We start from the raw sequence: 19044 nt of genomic DNA, 5'->3' as shown, positions 1-19044 counted from the left end.
CACCCCGGGGCCCCGTCGGGCCGGCGCCGCCGCCCGCGCTCGGGCGGCGACCGCGCAGCCGGCCGCCCGCGCTCAGTCGTCCACGCCCAGTATCAGACCCGAGGTGGGTACGCCGGTGCCTGCCGTGACCAGCGTTCTGGCCGCCCCGGACAGCTGGTTCACCGACGTGCCCCGGATCTGCCGGACCCCCTCCGCGATGCCGTTCATCCCGTGCAGATACGCCTCCCCCAGCTGGCCGCCGTGCGTGTTCAGGGGCAGCGCGCCGGACGCGACGAAGTCGGCGGCCTCCCCCGGCGCGCAGAAGCCGAACTCCTCCAGCTGCATCAGGACGAACGGCGTGAAGTGGTCGTAGAGGATGCCCACATCGATGTCGGCGGGGGAGAGGCCGGAGTTCCGCCAGAGCTGCCGGGCGACCACCCCCATCTCCGGCAGCCCGGTCAGATCGTCCCGGTAGAAGCTGGTCATCTGCTCCTGCGCCCGCCCGGCTCCCTGGGCGGCGGCCACGATCACGGCGGGCGGCTGCGGCAGATCCCGGGCCCGCTCCGCACCGGTGACGACGATCGCCTGCCCACCGTCGGTCTCCTGACAGCAGTCGAGCAGCCGCAGGGGTTCGACGATCCACCGCGACGCGGCGTGGTCGGCCAGGGTGATCGGCTTCCCGTGGAAATACGCCGCGGGGTTACGGGCGGCATGGCGGCGGCCGGTGACCGCGACGTGGCCGAAGGCGTCCGGCGTCAGCCCATGGGTGTGCAGATAGCGCTGGGCGGCCATGGCGACCCAGGAGGCCGGCGTGAGCAACCCGAAGGGGAGGTTCCAGCCGAGCGCCGCGCCCTCCGCCGTGGGCTCCCGCCGCTGCACCCCGGAGCCGAACCTGCGCCCGGAGCGCTCGTTGAACGCCCGGTAGCAGACCACGACGTCGGCCACCCCGGTCGCCACGGCCAGTGCCGCCTGCTGGACGGTGGCGCAGGCCGCGCCGCCTCCGTAGTGGACGCGGGAGAAGAACGTCAGCTCACCGATGCCGGCCGCCTGGGCGACGGTGATCTCGGGGCTGGTGTCCATGGTGAACGTGACCAGGCCGTCGACATCGGACGGAGTCAGCCCCGCGTCGTCCAGAGCGGCCCGTACCGCCTCGACGGCCAGTTCGAGTTCGCTGCGCCCGGAGTCCTTGGAGAACTCGGTCGCCCCGATCCCCACGACCGCCGCCCTGCCGCCGAGCGAGTCGGCCCTGCGCAGGCTCATGCCGCCCCCTCCGGAACGCCGACGGTCACGGTGCCGGTGACATGCCTGCCGAGACCGTTGGTCCCGACGACCTCCACCTCGGCCGTCCCGTCGTCCCCGAGGGCGGTGACCGTTCCGCTCAGGACCATCGTGTCCCCGGGATAGTTGGGCGCGCCCAGCCTGATGGCGACCCTGCGGAGCACGGCCGACGGGCCGAGACGGTCGGTCACGTACCTGCCGACCAGGCCGTTGGTCGTCAGGATGTTCATGAAGATGTCCGGGGACCCCTTCTCCCGGGCGAGCTCCGCGTCATGGTGCACGTCCTGGTAGTCGCGGGAGGCGATGGCGCCCGCCACGATCAGGGTGCGGGTCACCGCGATCTCCAGCGGCGCCAGCTCCTCACCGACCTTCACTCCGATCCCTCCTTCACCAACGCCCGGCCGAGTTCCTGAAGCACTTCGCTGCCGCATCCCAGATGGGCGTCGAGCTGACGGCCCCAGAGGAAGTGGCGGTGCACGGGGTGGTCGAGGTCCGCGCCCGTTCCGCCGTGCAGATGCTGTCCGGCGTGCACCACCCGCTTCCCCGCCTCCGACGCCCACCAGGCCGCGGTCAGCGCCTGCTGCCCGTACGGCAGTCCCGCGTCATGGCGCCAGGCGGCCTCGTACGCGGTGACCCGGATCGCCTCGGTGTCCATATGCGCGTCGGCGGCGCGCAGCAGCACCGCCTGCTTGGTGGAGAGCGGGCGCCCGAACTGCTCGCGGGTGTTCGTGTGGGCGACGGCGCGGGCCAGCGATCCGGCGCACACCCCGGCCTGCAGCCCGGCGAACGCGGTCCGGCCCGCCGCCAGCACCGCCTCGTACGCCCCGGCGCCGCCGAGCCGCTCCCCGGACGCCCGGTCCAGCACGAGCCGCGCCGCCGACCACGGAGCCGTGGTCTCCACCGGTTCGGTCGCCACCCCCGGTGAGTCGGTCCGTACGATCCACAGCGCCCGGTCCGCGTCCGCGACGAGGACGAGGTCCGCGTCCCGCAGCCACGGCACGTACGGCACGCTGCCGCTCAGCCGCCCCGCGCCGTCCGTCCGGAGCCCGCCATGCGCCGGGAGCGCCCCGGTGGCGACGGCCGTGCCGTCCCGCAGCGGAGGCAGCAGCCGCTCCCGCTGCTCGTCCGTGCCGTGCCCGGCGACGGCGAGCAGCCCGTGGACACAGCTCACCGCGAACGGCACCTGCGCCGTCGTCCGGCCCTGTTCCTCCAGCAGGAGTACCAGGCCCAGGAGCCCGATCTCCTCGACGGCGGCGGTCAGTCCGGCCGCGCAGAGCTCCTTCCACAGCTCGGCGTCCGTCCCCGTGCCTGCCCGGACCAGGCGCTCGTGCGTCGACAGATCCCCGAAGATCCGTGCCGCCAGCCCCTGCGCCGCCGTCTGCTCCTCGGTGGGCGCGAAGTCCATGTCAGCCCTCGTCTCCCCGGAAGACCGGAAGTTCCAACTCCGGGTCCGTTCGGAGGAATTCCAGCCGCACCGGCATCCCCGTCCGCACCTTGTCGTACGGCACACCGATCACATTGCTGATCATCCGCACGCCCTCGGCCAGCTCTATCAGCGCCACCGCGTACGGCCCGCCCTCCTCATGGGCGCCGAAGGCGGGGAAGGGCGGGTGATGCATCACGACATGGCTGAAGACGGTTCCCTCGCCGCTCGCCTCGACCGTGTCCCATTCCCGGCAGCCGCACGCGTTGCAGCCGGGCAGCCAGGGGAAGCGCAGCGTCGCGCACGCGCCGCACCGCTGGATCAGCAGTCTGTGCTCGGCGACGCCCTGCCAGAACCCGGCGTTGTCCCGGTTGATCACCGGTCTCGGGCGCAGGCTCCGGCCGCCGCGAGGCGCCGCGCGCTTCGCCCCGGCAGGGGCGTACTTGAGGATCCGGAAGCGGTGCGTCCCGGCGGGCTCCCCGGTCGCGCGGACGTCCATGCGCGTCGTCACGAAGTAGCCCGTCCCCAGCTTGGTCGTCTTGCGCTGCGAGACCGACTCGATCACCGCGTCGAACGTGATCCGGTCGCCGGGCCGCAACGGCCGCAGATACTCCTGCTCGCAGTCGGTCGCCACCACCGAGGTGTATCCGGCGCCGTCGAGCAGGGCGAACAGCTCCTCGTACGCCTGGGAGCGGTCGGTGTGGCCCGACAGTCCGCCCATCGTCCACGCCTGCAGCATCGTCGGCGGAGCGATCGCCTCCGGCCCCGTGTAGGCAGGGTCGGTGTCCCCCATCGCCTCGCACCAGTGCCTGATCATCGGCTCGTTGACCGGGTCCTTGCCGACGCCGGCGGTCGCCGCGGCCCGCCCTTCGAACTCCTTGAGCCGCTCGTACAACCGGTCCGGCTCGCCCGGTTCACCCGGTTCCTCCCGCCCGCCCCGCGCGCCCGTCACCGTGCGCCCCTCTTCATGCCGAGCCGCATCGTCGCGACGATCTCCCGCTGCACCTCGCTCACTCCGCCCCCAAAGGTGTTGATCTGCGCCGCCCTGTTCATCCGTTCCAGCTCCCCGTCCCCGAAGCAGCCGGGCGAACCGCCCCGGACCGTGCCGGCCTCCCCCACGACTTCCTGGCAGATCCGGTAGACCTCGACGGCGCTCTCGGTCCCCGCGAACTTCACTCCGCTCGCCTCGCCGGGTGCCAGCGAACCCGCGCCGACCTCCCCCACCAGGCGCCAGTTGAGCAGGCGCGTCGCCGCCAGCCGGGCGTACGCCTCGGCCAGCCGGGCCCGTACCCACGGCTCGTCGGCGGGACGTCGGCCCGTCGCCGGGTCGGGGGTGCGGGCGAAGTCGAGTGCCGCCTCGTAGAAGTCCTCGGCCTGCATCCCGATCGCGGCGAGGGCCACCCGTTCATGGTTCAGCTGGTTGGTGATCAGCCCCCAGCCGCCGTTCTCCGCACCGACCAGATGGGTGAGGGGCACCCGTATCCCGTCGTAGTAGGTGGACGTCGTGGTCAGCCCGCCCACGGTCTCGATCGGCGTCCAGGCGAACCCCGGGGCATCCGTCGGGACCAGAATGATCGAGATGCCCCGGTGCTTCGATGCGTCCGGGTCCGTACGGCAGGCGAGCCAGATCCAGTCCGCGTTCTGCGCGTTGCTGGTGAAGATCTTCTGCCCGTCGATCAGCCAGGAGTCGCCGTCCCGCACCGCCCGGGTACGCAGCGCCGCGAGGTCGGTGCCGGCCTCCGGCTCGCTGTAGCCGATGGCGAAGACGAGGTCGCCGCTGAGGATCCGGGGCAGGAAGTACGCCTTCTGCTCATCGGTCCCGTACTTCATCAGGGTCGGCCCGACGGTATTGAGGGTGACCATCGAGACGGGTGCCCCCGCCCGGTAGGCCTCGTCGAAGAAGACGAACTGCTCGTCGGGTCCGCGGCCCTGACCGCCGTACTCGACGGGCCAGCCGAGTCCGAGCATCCCGTCGGCGCCGATCCGCCGCAGCAGCCGGCGCTGCTCGGCCAGGTCCTCGGATCCGGGACCCGGCCCCGCGTCGCTCCTGGGCATCACCTTGCCGAAGTACGTGCGGAGTTCGGCGCGCAGCTGTCGCTGACGCTCCGTCTGGGCGAGGTGCACGGCGGCTGCCTCCCGGACACGGGCTCATGGATCAGGGTTTCTGACTGTCCGTCAGATATGGGCACGCTGTCAAGGTCGACGACACCCGGGACGCGATTTCCGGGGCGGCCACCGCCAGATCCCGACCACGGCCGTCGGGGCAGCGCGAAGCGGCCTGCGCGAAGGCGCCGAAGCACCTTCCCGCAGGCCGCTGTCGTCCAGCCGCGCCCCGGCCCCCCGACCGGCCCACGACCGGCCGGGATCACCAGAGCTTGGTGAAGTTCACCACGACGTTGTCGCTGTGCTGATCGATCACGGTGAACGCCGATCCGTTCACCTGCGCGGAGATGCTCTTGTTCGACGCTCCGGAACCGACGGCCTGCTGCTGCGATGTGGACGAAATACCGGAGTTGTTGCCACCGACGCCGCTGCCGGCGACCGTCGCGACGGCCGCGTTCGATCCGTCGTTCGCGAACGAGCCGTTGTCGGCCTGGGCCACGCCGCCGAAGAGCGCGGCGGCGAGGGGCAGGGCTGCAACAGCGGCGAGGGCACGAGCGGTACGGATGCTTGCCATGTCAATTCCTCCAGGAACCGAAAGTACGGCTTGTTCCGGGCCAGTTGGCCGACCGTCCCGGTTGGTCACGACGTCGCGACACCAGAGTTGCCCACCGCATCCCCGGCGAACCACGCGGGCGATCCGATTCCCCCGCAAGCATGAGGGACGGCCGCCAAACCCCCTCACGCCCCCAAAGTCCCGCTCAATCCCTCCCACGCCCCCTCCTGCCCTCCGGCCAGCCCGATCCGCACCACCCGGGAGGAGAAACGCTCCGGCACCTGACCCGCCTCCCGTCCGCCCCCTTCCCATATTCGAACGTTCGTACGAAAATGAAGGTATGGCCATCACCGACCGGCAGACCGCCACCCTGGCCCTCGCCCACGCGCTCTCCGCCGCCGAGCGCGGTCTCCCCGTCATCCCGCTCACCGCCGGCAAGCTCCCCGCCCTGCCCTCCCCGCACCGGAACGAGGACCGCCCGGTCGCCTGCCGGGGCGCCTGCGGCCGACCCGGACACGGGGTCCACGACGCCACCACCGACCCTGCCGCCGTACGCGCCCTCTTCGCCGCCGCCCCGTGGGCCACCGGCTACGGGATCGCCTGCGGCCGGCCCCCGCACCACCTCATCGGCATCGATCTGGACATCGACACCACCGGCCGCCACGACTCCGCCGCGTCCCTCCGGCAGATAGCCCTGCACCATCTGTTCACCATTCCGCCGACCGTCACGGTCCTCACGCCCAGCGGCGGCCGCCACATCTGGCTGACCGGCCCGCCCGGCGTCCCGGTACCGAACTCCGCGAGCCGTCTCGCCCCCGGCATCGACGTCCGCGGCGCCGGGGGCTACCTGGTGGGCCCCGGCTCGGTCACCGCCCGCGGCACGTACCGGCTCGCCCCGGGCACCGCCGGCCTCCCGCCGGCCCCCTGCCCCCGCGCACTCCTGCTCCTGCTCAGGCCCCCCGCACTCCCTCACCACCCCACGGCCCTCCCCGACCGGGGCCGGGGGCTGGTCCGGTTCGTCCTCGCGGCACGCGAGGGCCAGCGCAACACGCGGCTCTTCTGGGCAGCCTGCCGCGCCTACGAACACGGCTTCGGCGAAGCCCTCGCGGACGCCCTCGCCCGCGCCGCCGTCCGCACCGGCCTCACCGAACACGAAGCCCGAGCCACCATCGCCTCGGCGGCCCGCCTCACGACCGGCCGACCGGCCGACGGGACCGCGTGCTGAGTGGACGGGCTGCCGGAGCGGCGACCGAGACACGGAACCCCGGTGGTCACGGGCCGCGGCGCGCGTGAGCGGGCCGCCCTGAAGTCGAACGCACGCGAGCAGACCTCCGGCTCACAGGAGACCGCGCTCACGGACCGGGGCCCACGCCTGATCCACACCCGGTGATCCATGGCGGCACACGAGCGGCTCAGGGTGAGGCAGGCCGCATGACGAAGGGGTGTCCCTGATACGGGACACCCCTTGTGATCAGCACATTCTCCGACCTGGCGGTGGGTGTGGGATTTGAACCCACGGTGACATCGCTGCCACGACGGTTTTCAAGACCGCCCCGCTTGGAGCGGCCCTACCTCACCTGACCTGCGGCTATATCTCAAAGCGCTTGCGCGTAGGAGCTTTCGGCCCACACATGGCCCATAGGCCCCTCACGGGACTGATGCGAGGCGGCTTGTGAACCCAGCGGCACACAAGCGCTCGTAGGCCACGGCGACAGAGTCCGGAACCTCTTGCCGAATCATGAACCCCTGCTCCGGGTAGATGAGCAGACGCTGCTGAGCCCCAACGAGCATGTCGAGGACAAGCCGGGGGTCTTTGATCGAGTCGACGTACTCCGTGAGAGTCATCGGTGCTGACGCGCTTACGAACTCAACCTCCGGCCAGAGCTTGCGCGCGGTCGCGTAGGCCCGCCGCTCCTCGTACGGCTTGCTGACGAGCAGCACGGACGAAACGTCGACGTCCCGCTCCGCGAGCAGCGCGCGAGAGAAGTTGATGTTCTCGCCCGTGTTCCGCGCGTTCGGCTCGACGAGAATGGCTGAGGCGGGAACGCCCAGGTCCAGCGCACGTTCCCGATAGTGCTCGGCTTCCCCGCGGGGCATCCGGTCGCGCGTTGTGCGGCTGGTAGCGCCCGTGAAGACGATCAGCGGGAACATGCCGCGCCGGTACAGATCAACCGTCACGTCTGCCACACCCAGGTCATGGCTGCCGAGACCGATGGCCACCGAGCAGGGGCGCGGCTTGTGGCGCATCTGCTGAAAGTCCCAAAGTCGCTGGGCATCCGACCATGTCTGCACCGAGATCACTGGGCTGCTCCTTGCGCCGAGTCGGGGACCTTGAAGTCATACGCCCAGGCGAAGCGGCTCGCCGCGTGAATGCCGACAGCGAACTCCACGACGGTCCCGTCAGCGGTGCAGGTGGTTCGGTGAAGCTCCACGACCCACTCGCCAGGCGTCAGCTGGAGTAGCGCGGCCTCCTCCGACGTCGCGGGGCGAGCGAACAGCTCCTCCCGCATGTGATCGATCTCGTAGCCCGCGTCATAGAGCACGCGGTAGCCACCGCCCTTGCCTGCTGGACCCGGCGTCGGGTCGACAAGTCGCGTTCCCTCGACGTGCTCGGGGCGGTAGTAGCTGGTCAGGGTGTGCGTCGGCTGATCCCCCTCCCTCACGAGGCGGGCTCGCGCGTACACCTCAGAGCCATCCGGCAAACCATGCGCCGCCGCTACCAGCGGTGTGGCCGGTACACGGCTGACGTTCTGCGTCTGCTCGCCCCGCTTGTGCGCGCGGCCCGAAGCCACGCGGTCCGCGATGAACGCGACCTCATCACCGTCACGCCATTTGGCCTTGTCGTACCGAGCGATGCCGAGCCTCTTGAGCGGGGCTTGCTGCCGCACGACGGTGCCGTGACCTCGGGAAGAGGTCACCAAGCCTTCGGCTTCCAGGGCCTTGTAGGCCGCATGAACCGTGGACTTTGAACCTTCACCAGCCTCGACCAGGTCTCGGATGTGCGGCAGCTGCTGACCAGGGGCGTACTCGCCCCTCTTGATCTGCTCGGCCAGCTTGTCCGCCAGTTCCCGCCACTTGGGTGCCACGCGAACTCCTCTCAACGAGTCCAGTCAAGCACAGTCCCAGGACTGTTGACAGTCCTGGGACTGTGCGCCATTGTCTTCTCAGACGCACCGCAGTCCTAGGACAGCGGCCGGAAGAGCCCTTCTTTGGGCTGCTTCGAACTGCGCCCGGAGGGCCCCGGCAACGGGAGTGAGCCCGAAGGAAGCCGTGTTGTTTGAGAACTGAACAGTGAACTCAGGCGAGGTGAGAGTCCTCGCTCCCGTGGCGGCCGGGTGATGTCGTCGGCAGTGGTGCGGCGCGTCGGCGCCGTACGTACGATCCTGCGGCCCTGGATAACACCCCCGGGTGCCACCCGCAATGAGCTGCCCTGCTGAGCGCCAGGCAGAGACATGGCGCATGACCTTCGCAGCCCGCGCTGCGGCCGGTTGCCTCCCCCGCCCGTCCGGCCGCTTCTCGCGGCTGTACGGGCGGGGCTGAGGGGAGCCGGAATCCCCTGGTTCCAATGAGTGCGCCGCCCGGAGTTTGCCCCTCCGGACGGCGCTGACAGGCACCTGACTAGGAGGTCCCTGTGTTGACGAGTCTGACAGATGCGGAGCGGGACGAGCTGTCCCGTAAGAACGCCGAGGCGAACAAGCGCAGCCAGGACAACGCACGGACGCAAGGGCGCCGCTGATGACGGCATCCGCGCGTGCCACGCAGGCCGTGGAGATCACCTCGTTCGGTTATCTCCACGACGCCCCGCCCGCAGCCCACCTGACCATCGATCTGCGGTCGCACTTCCGTGACCCGCACGTCAGCCCGGAGCTGCGGTACATGACCGCTCATGACGAGTTGGTCCGCACCACGGTCATGAGCACCCCTGGCATCACGGAGCTGGTCAGTGCCACCGCCATGGCGGTGGCTGCATTCGCGTCCGGGCCCAGCGCCGAGACCGTGACCGTCGCGGACGGTTGTGCGGGCGGCCGGCACCGTGCCCCCACCTTCGCTCTCGCCCTGGCCGACCAGCTCCGCACGGTCGGGTTCACGGTCACCATCACCCACCGCGACCTGGACAAGGACGTCGTCCAGCGCTGAACACACCCCACCGCCCCGATGGTCGCAGGCCGGGTTCGACTCCCGGCCGGGGCACCACGGCCACCCCTCGGTGGCCGGACCGCTCGCACCGACGGGCGGAACCCTTCCAACGGCCCGCGGCCCCGGTGCTGTCACACCGGGGCCGCAGTTTCGGGCCGTCCCACCGCTAGGAGAAAACGACCCATGAAGAACATCGTTGCTGGTCACGAGGCTGTTACGGCCGCTGAGTTCACTGAGCTGGCCCTGGGCATCGACCTGGAGCTGTTCACCGGTTCGGCCACGGAGTCCGCGATGGAGCGGGCGGCGCGGTTGGACGTCGCTCACGAGGTGCTTACGGAGCTCCGGGAGAGCGACCCGGAGACCGCGGCCTACGCCGAGTCGCTGCTGCGGACCCTGCCCCTGAAGACGCGGCAGTCGGACGGTCGGCGCCCGCGCCGTGCGGTCCGCCGCTCGGTGAAGGGTCGCGCGGCCGGTTCGGCGGTGGCCGCATGAGCGCCCTGCCGATGAAGAACCTGACCGGCGCGGTCACGGTCCTGGCGTCGCTGGTGGAGCGGTTCCCGGATCTGCCGGCCGCCGAGGCGGCGGTGTCCACGATCGTCCCGGACCGGCTGGTCCTGTCCTTCCACAACGACCTTGGACGCTTCGAGGCGTGGCGCTCTGCCCTGGACATCAGCCCCGCGCTGGTACGCCGGGAGGGGGAGCGCGGCGGTGGGCCGCTGATGTGGCTGCGCACTGAGACGACCGTGAACGGTGTCACCGTCGAGCTGGTGGGCTACGGGCACGTCCTGGTGGGCCGCGCCGAGGAGGCGGATACGGTGGGGGCGATCGCGGTATGAAGCGGTCTACTCCCGCCGCCCGGCAGATCGCGGCGCTGCAGTCTCTCCAGTCCGGTCTGACGAAGGTGCTCGTGGCTGTCGCGGTGGTCGCGCTGGCGTTCACCGCGACGAACGTGACCCTGTTCGCGATCGACCATCACATCAGCGTGTGGATCGCGTGGCTGCTGGACCCGATGGTCGCGGTCGCGCTCGGTGCGGTCCTGATCGTGGACGGCCGGTTGTCGGAGCACGGGGTGCAGCCGTCCGGCTGGGCCACGGTGCTCCGGTGGTTCGCCGGGTTGGGGACGTGGCTGATGAACTGCTGGGCCTCACTCTGGCCCGCCGGGGCCGAGTTCGGGGTGCCCCGGCAGGTCGATCCGGCCGGTCTTGTCCTCCACTCCATCCCCCCTGTCCTCCTGATCGTTCTCGCCGAGGCGATCACGTTCTATCGGCGCGCGATCCTTGATCGAATCGCCGTTCTGCGCGATCAGGTGGACGCCGTGGTGGAACGGGTGGAAGCCCCGCCCGTCCACCCCGCTTCCACCCCGGCATCCACCGAGCCCGCCGCGCCGACCATCGCAGCCGCGGCGGTACCTGCCCGGAAGGCGTTGCCGCTGGTCATCTGTGGTGGGGACCGGGTGTATCCCCTCACCGTTCCACCCGTGTCCACCCGGGATGACGAGAACGGTTCGGACGCCGAGAAGCTGCCCGCCGATCAGGCCATGAACGTCATCCGCACGTGCTGGGTGATGGGCGACACGATCGCGCAGGCTGCGGTGAAGTCCACCCGGTCCACCTCCTACGTCCACAAGGTCTACAAGCGTCTCCAGGAGACCGCGGACAGTCCCATTCCCCAGCTCGCTCTCACCGGAGCCGACCACACCGGAACGGCGACCGAGTGATGGCGAGCACCCCCGTCTACCGATGGCGCCTCGCACCGGACGGATACGCGACCCGCCGCCAACTCCGCGCCCTCGGGCTGCGGCCCGGCGGTCAGGACGTCGCCGCCCAGCTCGAACGCCCGCGGCGCCGCCGGGGCCCGCTGGTCGCGTACCTGTACCGCGTCGACCGGGCCAAGCCGGTCCGTCCGATGACGTCGGCCAAGTGGGCCGCGCTCGGCAAGGCCATGGCCGCTCGCCGTACCTGTCCCAACTGCCGCCGCGATGCGGGGTACTGCATCCCGCCGTCGCTCGGCATGTGTGTGCCCTGCGCGGACGCACCCGAACTCGCCGCCTGAAACCAAGGAGTCAGACCCATGTCCGACACCGCAACCCAGCAGGCATCCCCCGACACTGACACCGGGGCCGCGACCGTGACTTCGGTGGTCGACGGCCCGGACGGGCAGAGCCTGCCGATCGAGATCATCCTCAACCAGAACACGGACGGCGCTGACACCGTCGCCACCACACAGGGGCCGCGAAGCGCGCTGCGGGCGTGGCCGCTGGCCCTGTTCGGCGCCGAGGCCGCATCGACCGGGGCGTCCGCGCTGTACGCGTCGGCCGGGACGGCCGGTGTCCTGACCGTGGCCGGTGTCGCGGCCGGGGGCGGCGTGATCGCTGCCGCCACCGCAGCCCGCCGCGCCCGCAAGTCCAAGGCGGCGGGCGGCGGTGGGCGGGTCCTGCGTGGTTCCGGGCACCGGTCGACGCTGGGCAGTCCCGGCATCGGCCGGTCCGGTGGCCGCGGCTCGGGCCCGGGGCGAACGGGCGGGGGCGGCCGGTCCGGTGGCCGGGGCCGCTCCTCCGGGCTCGGTGCGACGAGCGCCGGAGCGTCCACTCACCGCTCTGGCCCTCGCCACTCTCCCACCTCTCGGAACGGCGGATCCGTGCCGAAGAAGCCCTTCACCTCCAGCTCCGCGTTCACGGGCGCTGGTTCTGCCGGCCGTGGTTCGGCGTCCGGGAAGTCCGGGGCCGGGAACCCGGGCCGTGACGCTGCCGGTGGGCGGGGCAGCATATTGCGCCGCCTCAGCCTGCGCAAGGGTGCTGGCAAGTCCTCCGGCCCCGGTGCGGTGGCCGGGGCGACCGGCAAGGGCCAGGGCTCGAACAGCGTGAACTCCCCTGGGTCTAAGGGGAGTGGGCGGGGGCGTTCGACGCTCGCGGCCTGGACGCGCAAGGCCGCCCGGTCCGGGATGCGCGGGGTCGCACTGGCTCGCCGCATGGGCCGCCAGGCCGCGGAGTCCCCGGCCGGTCAGGCGTTGCGGGAGCGGATCCGGTCCGTGCGCCGTGCCCTGGCCAAGAAGGCGAAGGCCGGGGCCCGGTACGTGCTGCGCAGTGCCGCGGCGAAGGTCGCCGCCGGGGCGGCCGGGGCCGTGGTCCTGATCCCTGGTCTGCTGCTGCGCGCGGTTGCTGCGACGGCCGGTGGTGTCTTGCGGTTCCTGCGCCTGGCGCCCCGTAACGGGGCCAAGTGGGGCGTGTATTTCACCCGCTGGTCCGTGCTTGCGGCCACCGCCGTGCACAAGCGGCTGATGCGCAAGGCCAAGGACGGCTGGGCCAAGGCCATGCGGCCGGACGTCCTGACCGATTTCGACGAGCCGGGCCACATCCGGCCCCTGAACACCGCCGATGAGTTCGGCACCGACTACTTCGGAGGGAATCTCGTGTCCGTGTTCCAGCGGGAGACCGAGGCCGTGCGCGACGCGTACGCCACCTATGACCCGCCGATGATGCTCGCGGTGGCCGCGGAGTACTGGGGGCTGCCGGAGGGTGTGGCGTCGGCCGCCGAGGCGGTGCGGCAGCTCGCGGTGAACACCGCCGACAAGTACCCGGCCGACGCGGCGATGGCCGATCTGGTCGCCCAGGTCTATGCCCTGCTCCACCAGGCCGTTCAGAAGGCGCAGGAGATCGGGCCGCTGTTCGCGAAGGTCCACGAGCACGACCTGCGCCGCTACGAGGAGCCTCGGCCGGGCGAGCACATGTGGAACATCCTGGAGCGCCGCCAGGACGGCCAGGGGTTCGACCAGCGTCAGCCGTCGCAGTTCGTCGCGGTGGCGCAGGACGTCGCGCACGTCTACTCCCGCTACGAGCCCGGCCACATGAGCCAGGTCGCCGCGGAGTACGAGGGCATCCCGGACGGGATCGAGAACATCGCCGCCGCGATCAACCTTCTCCAGGTCCGCTCCAACGACCGCTACCCCGTCGACAAGGCCGTCGTGGACGCGATCGCGGACGTGCACCAGCTCCTGATGTCCGCCGCGTCGGCCGCTCAGGAGCTGATGCCGAACTTCCGCCGCCTGCACGCCCCGGACATCTCCCGCCACGAAGCCCCTCGCAACGGCGAGGAGTCCGAGGCCATGTGGGACGTCTGACCGAAGAAACCACAGCTCATCCCCGCCGTGAGGCCGCGCACCAGATCGGGTGTGCGGCCTCACGGCGCTCCACCCTGCCCTGCTCGTGTTCCTGAAGGAGCCCCTTGATGGCTGCCAAGTCCGATGCTCCGTCCCTGGACTGGAGCTGGAACCATTCCCCCGCCACTTCCGCCGCTCTGGTCGCGGGCGGCGCCTACACGGTGGCGACCGTCGGGTCGGTCGCTGGTCTGCCGGCCTCGCACGCGCTGCTGGTCGCCGGGGCCGGGGCCGTCGCCCAGGCCGGGGCCGACCTCTACCAGCGCCGCCCCGGCGGCCACACCGTGGCCCGGTGTGCGGCCTGGCTCGCCGCCGGGGGCTGGACCGCGTCCGCGCTGGCCGATCACACCGCCCTGACCTGGTCCAGTGCCGGGTGGTGGGCGGCCGGGACCGCGGCCGGGATGACCCTGGCCCGCGGCCTGGTCCGCGCCGAGGAAACCGCCCGCACCGAACGCCACCAAAGGCGCCTGCAGAAGTGGGCCAACAAGCAGGCCGGAGAGTGGCACGAGCGCCTGGAACGCCTCTTCCGCCTGGAGGGACACGAGGTCGAAGGGGTCCGGCCGTGGAAGGGGGACGTCGGCTACACCGTCCGTGTCCGCATGCCCTCCAACGTTCCGGAGCTCCCGGCCGACGCGGTGCGGAAGCTGGCCGTGGATCTGCGGCTGCCCAAGGGCGGTGGCATCCAGATCCTCGAAGGTGAGGTCTACGGGCAGACCCTGATCCGCGTCACCGCCGTCGATGTCCTCGCCAAGGACCTCGACCTCCCCGACGGTCCGGACGAGACCACCGTCACCAGCATCTACGACGGCATCCCGCTCGGCCTCAAGCCCGACGCCGAAGAAGCCCGCATCGCCGTCGTCGACGAATGCGCCCTGGTCGTCGGCCAGGTCGGGTCCGGCAAGACGAACACCATCAACGTCGTCAACACCGGGGCACTGCGGACGAACGACACGGTGGTCATGCACATCGACGTCACCGGCGCCGGTATCTCCCTGCCGTGGCTGCACGCGTGGGCGGTCGACGGGACCGCGACGGTGCCGCTGATCGACTGGACCGCCGACACCGTCGAAGAAGCCCACATCCTGTGCGACACCGTCATCGCCGGGATCGGCGCCCGCAAGACCGGGCACCAGGACCGTCTCACCGACGACGACAAGCTCACCGTCACCCACGACCTGCCCGAAGTCCTGGTCGTCGTCGACGAGATCGCCGAGCTTCCACCGGTCCTGCTTCGGAAGCTGGACACCATCGTCAACACCGGCCGGGCCGTCCGTGTCCGCGTGGTGATCTGCGGGCTGCGCGCCACCCAGGACGTCATCACCGCCGCCATGAAGAAGCAGTCCAGGGTGCGGGTCGGGATGCGCGTCTCCGACCCCGAGGAACTGAGCCACTTGTTCCCGACCGGCGGGGCCCGCATCAACCCCAAGTCCGCGCCGTACAGGGGCTGCGGGTTCTACTCCTCCCCCGACAAGGAGGACGTCGTGTCCGACCCGACCGCGTTCAAGGCGTACCGGATCAAGCCCAAGCAGATCCGAGCCCTGAGCACCGTCTACGCCGACCGCCGCCCTCGCCTCGAAGACGTCTTCCTCGACACCGAGCCCGGCGAGTACTACGCCAGCCGATGGGGTCGCATCCTGCCCCGCCTCTACAAGGCCAAGCAGCTCGCCCCGACCACCATCCCCTACACCAGCATCGACACCCTCTACCCCCCGATCAACCAGCTCACCGGCATCCCCATCACCAGCACCACCGACACCGGCGACGACGACAACGCCCCCACCCCCCGCATCGTCGCCAGCACCACGGGCACACCGGCCAGTCAGCAGCCCCGGGTGGGAAGCGACCTGCTGTCGACCATGCTCAACGCCGCCCGCACCACCGGCCAGACCGCCCAGGGCGGCAGGGACGACGCCACGGTCATCCAGGCCGACTTCGGCCGCGTCATCCAGCAGGCCGGCATCCCCGAGAACCGGCCCAACCCCGTCCCCCAGCTCCTCGCCGACGCACACAACGCGGTCGTCGCCGCAGGGGGCCGCATGCACACCGCCGACCTCGCCGCCCTCCTCGAAATGGACCCCCTCGTGCTCGGCACCGAGCTGGGCAAGCTGCTGCGCGAGGTGGACATCGAGCGCCCCGGCAAGGGCACCGTCCGCGCCGGAAAGGACAACGAGTCCAAGCCCGGCTACCTCTCCGAGACCCTCGCTGCCGCCATCCGCGCCTACACCGTGCGCGACGGACAGTAACCAATCCGTCTGTGGTGGGCCCACCACAGGCACCCCACCACAGCCCACCACAGCCGTGTGGGAGTCCCACACGGCTGTGGTGGTCCCTGACCTGCATGTGGTGGGTGTGGGAGTCCCACAGAAACCCTCCCCGAAACCGGGGCTCAGCCCCTCCAGGACCCCTCTCGGGCGCTTTCCTCGCCGACGTGTGGGAGTCCCACGCCCTGGCCCGCTCGCAACCACGTTCCGTGACCGAAGAATCGAAGTGAGGACCCCTCATGGCCCTGACCATTTCCGCCGTCGCCCTGCTCCTGATCATCGTCCTGATCCTGCTGCGCACCGGCTACCTCCGCTTCGGCCCCGGCCTCGCCGCCCTCCTGCTCGGCTTCTTCCTCGCCTCCACCGGCATCGCCCCCACCATCCGCCAGGCGTTCAGCAGCATCGCCACCGCCCTCGCCCACATCACCGCCTGACCACAGGCCCGAAGGAGCCCGCCATGACCATCAACGCCGACTTCATCCCCACCGACTGGACCACCCCGGCCGACGCGCCCCGGCTGCAGCCGCCCGTCACCGGCCGCACGCCGATCGACCCGGCCGAAGCGCGCGAACTGCTCTCCGACGAGCTGTACATGGCCCGGGTCTGGTCGCTGATCCGCCGCGAGGAGGAGATCCGCACCGGCCAGACGGCCCCGATCAGCACCCCGGCCCCGGTGCCCGCCGCCTTCACCGGCCGCACGGCTCCCGCACCGCAGCAGTCCCCGGCCAGGACCGGCGTGCCGGGGTGGGTGTGGCAGTACAGCGCGCTCGCCCTGTCCTCCGGCGGATTCATCGCACTCGCCGGATACGGCATCGGCGCCGCCGCCCCCGGCCTCGCCGCCATCGACGACATCCTCGCCGCCCTCGGCCAGGCAGTCATGTCCATCGCCGTCCTCGCCGTCCTGGCCGCACTCCTCCTCTCCGGCCGCCGCACCCGCCACGCCACCGGCCCGACCGGCACCACCGTGAACATCCGCAAGGCCGTCATCAAGCGCAGCCACTTCCACGGCTGACCGCCATGCCGTTACTCGACTGGCGCGACGCACGGCACTTCGACAAACACCGTGACCTCCCCTGCGTGCTCTGCAGTCGGCCCACCCCGATGCGCTCCCACGACCGCGAACCGGTCCACAAGGTCTGCGCCGAGGACTGGCTCGACCAGCACCCCGAATCCAACCGCTTCCACAACTGACCCGTAAGGAACCTGCATGCCCTACACCCCTGAGCCCGAGTCGATGCCGTGCGGTGAATCCGGCTGCTACTGCGACGGCTTCGGTCCCGAGCACGAACAGTGCGCGTGCGGCTGCGACTGCCCCCGCTGCTGGGACTGCCTCCAGAAGACCGACAACTGCGACTGCTGAACGCGGCCACAAAAACCGAGAGCGGCCCCCTCTCACGCCAATGAAGCGGGGCCGCCCTCGTCCAGCACTCAACACAGAACTGGAGACATCCAGCATGACCCATGAGCGCAAGACTGGGCTGCTCTCCGCAGCCTTACGAGCAGCCGAACGAGGCTGGCACGTCTTTCCCCTCCGGCCCGGTATGAAGCGCCCCGCGCTCCACGGAGAAGAGCAGTGCCCCCGCACCGGGGCCTGCACCACGGGCCACCGCAAGTGGGAAGACCGCGCCACCACTGACCCGGACCGTATCCGGCGGGCCTGGGCCGACCGGCCGTTCAACATTGGGATCGCCACGGGCCCCTCGGGGCTGGTCGTCGTCGACCTCGACATGCCCAAGCCCAACAGCAGTAAGGGCACGCCTTGCGGCGTGACAACCTTTGGGGCGCTCTGCGAGCGCGCCGGGCAGGCCGTTCCCGCCACCTACCGGACCCGGACCGCGAGCGGTGGACACCACCTGTACTTCACCGCCCCTCCCGGCACTCGGCTCGCCAACAGCGCGGGCAAGCTCGGACCCCTCATCGACACACGAGCCTGGGGCGGATACGTCGTCGCCCCCGGCTCCGTCGTCAACGGGCAGGCGTATGAGGTCATCGACCCCGTACCCGTGGCCGAACTGCCCGCATGGCTGTTGGGTGCCCTCACTGCCGAACCGGCGCCCGCGCAGCCGGTACGTATCCAGGTACCCCGGTTCGGCAACCGGGCCGCAGACGCAGCCCTGGAACGCGAGACCGCCACCGTCCGCACCACCACCCAGGGAGGCCGCAACGAGCAGCTGCTCAGGAGCGCTCGCGCCGTGGGCCGTTTCGTCGCGTGGGGCGACCTCCCCCGGCACGAGGTGGAGCAGGCTTTTCAGGCGGCGGGTGAGTCGACCGGACTCCCGGCGGCCGAGTGCCGCACCACGATCCGCAGCGCCCTCAACTGGTCCATCCGAACCTGCCGGCCGAGGGGAACCGCCGCGTGAGCACCCAGCGCCGCCCCCACCTGAAAAGCCTCCCCCCACCCTCCACCGGCCCCAGCACCGCCAACCCCGTCCGCGCCACACCCGGCAGTAGCGCGCCGAGGGTCGTCGGCCGTAAGGCCGTCCTTTCATCTGTTCTTTCTGACCAGCCGGTTGGAGACGGCCGGTACCCGATCGCGTGGCTCACCATCAGCGCCCCGCGCGGCGCGGTCCCCACCGCCACCAGCATCTGCGAGTGCGGACGCAACCTCTTCGCCGCAGGCCAACGCAAAGCCCTCGCCCTGATCGCAGACCACACCGCCCACAAGACCCGCTGCCCGCTGCGCACCACCGAGGAAAGGATCGCCACATGACCGCGACACCGCCCAACCCGCCCATCGACGGTGCCGCCCTGCTGGCCGAAGTGGAAGCCTTCCACCGGCGGTTCAACGTGTTCCCCCGCGAGGCCGCCTATGTGGCCGTGGCCTTGTGGGACGCTCACGCCCACCTCCTGGACGCGTTCGACTCCACGCCGCGCCTCGCGTTCCTCTCCCCGGAACCGGGGTCCGGCAAGTCGCGGGCGCTGGAGGTGGTGGAGACGCTGGTACCGCGTCCGATGCTCGCGGTGAACGCGCGGGCCGCCGCGCTCTTCCGGTCCGTCTCCGACCCGGCCGGACGGCCCACGATTCTGTTCGACGAAATCGATACCGTCTTCGGCCCCAAGGCCGGGGACAACGAGGAACTGCGCGGCTTCCTGAACGCCGGACACCGCCGCTCCGGAGTCACCTACCGGTGCATCGGCGACGGCGGAAACCAGACCGT

General features: G+C 71.0%; 21 protein-coding genes and 1 pseudogene. 14 read left to right on the top strand and 8 right to left on the bottom strand.

Annotation, left to right across the window (positions count from 1 at the left end; all coding sequences use genetic code 11):
- Window positions 1-72: 72 nt before the first annotated feature.
- The 6 genes from ACIOHC_RS42750 to ACIOHC_RS42725 all read right to left on the bottom strand — a co-directional run bounded on the left by ACIOHC_RS42750 (window position 73) and on the right by ACIOHC_RS42725 (window position 5357).
- The gene (locus ACIOHC_RS42750) at window positions 73-1239 is read right to left on the bottom strand and encodes a lipid-transfer protein (RefSeq protein WP_351076184.1); all 1167 of its coding nucleotides are present in this window, start codon (window positions 1237-1239) and stop codon (window positions 73-75) included.
- Window positions 1236-1631: a MaoC family dehydratase gene (locus ACIOHC_RS42745; protein WP_351076186.1), complete on the bottom strand. Its 396-nt coding sequence runs from the start codon at window positions 1629-1631 to the stop codon at window positions 1236-1238. Before ACIOHC_RS42745 ends, ACIOHC_RS42750 begins: the two co-directional genes overlap by 4 nt.
- Window positions 1628-2662 carry an acyl-CoA dehydrogenase family protein gene (locus ACIOHC_RS42740; RefSeq protein ID WP_365688594.1) on the bottom strand — a complete coding sequence of 345 codons (1035 nt, stop codon included), beginning with the start codon at window positions 2660-2662 and terminating at the stop codon, window positions 1628-1630. The genes ACIOHC_RS42745 and ACIOHC_RS42740 overlap by 4 nt, the downstream gene beginning before the upstream one ends.
- Window position 2663: 1 nt before the next feature.
- Window positions 2664-3632, bottom strand: a complete 969-nt coding sequence (locus ACIOHC_RS42735) for an OB-fold domain-containing protein (RefSeq protein WP_351076190.1) — start codon at window positions 3630-3632, stop codon at window positions 2664-2666.
- Window positions 3629-4804, bottom strand: a complete 1176-nt coding sequence (locus ACIOHC_RS42730; RefSeq protein WP_351076193.1) for an acyl-CoA dehydrogenase family protein — start codon at window positions 4802-4804, stop codon at window positions 3629-3631. The genes ACIOHC_RS42735 and ACIOHC_RS42730 overlap by 4 nt, the downstream gene beginning before the upstream one ends.
- Before the next feature lie 241 nt (window positions 4805-5045).
- On the bottom strand, window positions 5046-5357 hold the full coding sequence (locus ACIOHC_RS42725) for a hypothetical protein (protein WP_351076195.1): 312 nt from the start codon (window positions 5355-5357) through the stop codon (window positions 5046-5048).
- A gap of 319 nt (window positions 5358-5676) precedes the next feature.
- On the opposite strand from ACIOHC_RS42725, the gene ACIOHC_RS42720 reads away from it, so the two are divergent.
- Entirely contained in the window at window positions 5677-6561 is an 885-nt protein-coding gene (locus ACIOHC_RS42720) for a bifunctional DNA primase/polymerase (RefSeq protein ID WP_401846823.1), read from the top strand.
- Window positions 6562-6983: 422 nt separating this feature from the next.
- Here the strand turns inward: ACIOHC_RS42720 and ACIOHC_RS42715 are convergent, their stop codons facing one another.
- Both ACIOHC_RS42715 and ACIOHC_RS42710 read right to left on the bottom strand, forming a co-directional pair.
- Window positions 6984-7637, bottom strand: a complete 654-nt coding sequence (locus ACIOHC_RS42715) for a YdcF family protein (protein ID WP_401846821.1) — start codon at window positions 7635-7637, stop codon at window positions 6984-6986.
- Window positions 7634-8422 carry a GntR family transcriptional regulator gene (locus ACIOHC_RS42710; RefSeq protein WP_401846819.1) on the bottom strand — a complete coding sequence of 263 codons (789 nt, stop codon included), beginning with the start codon at window positions 8420-8422 and terminating at the stop codon, window positions 7634-7636. Before ACIOHC_RS42710 ends, ACIOHC_RS42715 begins: the two co-directional genes overlap by 4 nt.
- Window positions 8423-9071: 649 nt before the next feature.
- Here ACIOHC_RS42710 and ACIOHC_RS42705 point away from each other — a divergent pair.
- The 13 genes and pseudogenes from ACIOHC_RS42705 to ACIOHC_RS42645 all read left to right on the top strand — a co-directional run.
- A complete protein-coding gene (locus ACIOHC_RS42705) occupies window positions 9072-9473 on the top strand; it encodes an ATPase (RefSeq protein WP_401846817.1) in 402 nt (133 codons plus the stop codon).
- A 183-nt stretch (window positions 9474-9656) separates the two neighbouring features.
- Window positions 9657-9965, top strand: coding sequence for a hypothetical protein (locus ACIOHC_RS42700; RefSeq protein ID WP_401846815.1), 309 nt, complete (start codon window positions 9657-9659; stop codon window positions 9963-9965).
- Window positions 9962-10309 (top strand): hypothetical protein, encoded by a 348-nt coding sequence (locus ACIOHC_RS42695; RefSeq protein ID WP_401846814.1) that lies wholly within the window; start codon window positions 9962-9964, stop codon window positions 10307-10309. Before ACIOHC_RS42700 ends, ACIOHC_RS42695 begins: the two co-directional genes overlap by 4 nt.
- Window positions 10306-11190: a hypothetical protein gene (locus tag ACIOHC_RS42690; RefSeq protein ID WP_401846812.1), complete on the top strand. Its 885-nt coding sequence runs from the start codon at window positions 10306-10308 to the stop codon at window positions 11188-11190. The genes ACIOHC_RS42695 and ACIOHC_RS42690 overlap by 4 nt, the downstream gene beginning before the upstream one ends.
- Complete coding sequence (locus ACIOHC_RS42685) at window positions 11190-11525, top strand: RRQRL motif-containing zinc-binding protein (RefSeq protein ID WP_401846811.1); 336 nt, start codon at window positions 11190-11192, stop codon at window positions 11523-11525. The genes ACIOHC_RS42690 and ACIOHC_RS42685 overlap by 1 nt, the downstream gene beginning before the upstream one ends.
- Before the next feature lie 18 nt (window positions 11526-11543).
- The gene (locus tag ACIOHC_RS42680; RefSeq protein WP_401846809.1) at window positions 11544-13589 is read left to right on the top strand and encodes a hypothetical protein; all 2046 of its coding nucleotides are present in this window, start codon (window positions 11544-11546) and stop codon (window positions 13587-13589) included.
- A 107-nt stretch (window positions 13590-13696) separates the two neighbouring features.
- Window positions 13697-15868, top strand: a complete 2172-nt coding sequence (locus ACIOHC_RS42675) for a hypothetical protein (protein ID WP_401846806.1) — start codon at window positions 13697-13699, stop codon at window positions 15866-15868.
- A 257-nt stretch (window positions 15869-16125) separates the two neighbouring features.
- Window positions 16126-16320, top strand: coding sequence for a hypothetical protein (locus ACIOHC_RS42670; RefSeq protein ID WP_401846805.1), 195 nt, complete (start codon window positions 16126-16128; stop codon window positions 16318-16320).
- 23 nt (window positions 16321-16343) lie between these two features.
- Window positions 16344-16898: a hypothetical protein gene (locus ACIOHC_RS42665; RefSeq protein ID WP_401846803.1), complete on the top strand. Its 555-nt coding sequence runs from the start codon at window positions 16344-16346 to the stop codon at window positions 16896-16898.
- Window positions 16899-16903: 5 nt separating this feature from the next.
- Window positions 16904-17077 (top strand): hypothetical protein, encoded by a 174-nt coding sequence (locus ACIOHC_RS42660; protein ID WP_401846801.1) that lies wholly within the window; start codon window positions 16904-16906, stop codon window positions 17075-17077.
- Window positions 17078-17093: 16 nt separating this feature from the next.
- Window positions 17094-17246 (top strand): hypothetical protein, encoded by a 153-nt coding sequence (locus ACIOHC_RS42655; protein ID WP_401846799.1) that lies wholly within the window; start codon window positions 17094-17096, stop codon window positions 17244-17246.
- Between the two features lie 94 nt (window positions 17247-17340).
- Entirely contained in the window at window positions 17341-18246 is a 906-nt protein-coding gene (locus ACIOHC_RS42650) for a bifunctional DNA primase/polymerase (protein ID WP_401846797.1), read from the top strand.
- A gap of 346 nt (window positions 18247-18592) precedes the next feature.
- Window positions 18593-19044 (top strand): annotated as a pseudogene (locus ACIOHC_RS42645) (DNA primase); the annotation flags it as partial.

Origin of the sequence: Streptomyces sp. NPDC088252, from assembly GCF_044740965.1 — a bacterium.
GTDB lineage: Bacteria > Actinomycetota > Actinomycetes > Streptomycetales > Streptomycetaceae > Streptomyces.
The sequence above is the reverse complement of the archived record's forward strand: the minus strand, read 5'-3'. Positions and strand labels throughout refer to the sequence as shown.